The following is a 204-nucleotide window of genomic DNA, read 5'->3' on the forward strand; positions in this document are numbered from 1 at the left end:
CATCCAGCGCGGTGTCCACCGCCCGCGCATCGGTGGTGAACAGGCTGCCCTGGATCTCCGACAGACCCCCTTCAACAAAGTTCCCGAAGACGATCTCACGTTCGGCCTGCCGCTCCTTGCGGCGGCGCACCGCATCAGCATCGGCCTGGGCCACGATCTTGTCGATCTTGGCCGCCAACCGGCTCACGGTCAGCGACGGCCACC

The 204-nt window shown here is 66.7% G+C and carries 1 protein-coding gene; it reads right to left on the reverse strand.

Annotated features, from left to right (window positions below):
* Positions 1-193 (reverse strand): DUF222 domain-containing protein (locus LI94_RS21800; protein ID WP_255351907.1); only part of this gene is annotated, 193 nt, incomplete at its 3' end.
* Positions 194-204: the final 11 nt, after the last annotated feature.

Source organism: Mycobacterium sp. UM_Kg27, assembly GCF_000972905.1.
Classification (GTDB): Bacteria; Actinomycetota; Actinomycetes; order Mycobacteriales; family Mycobacteriaceae; genus Mycobacterium.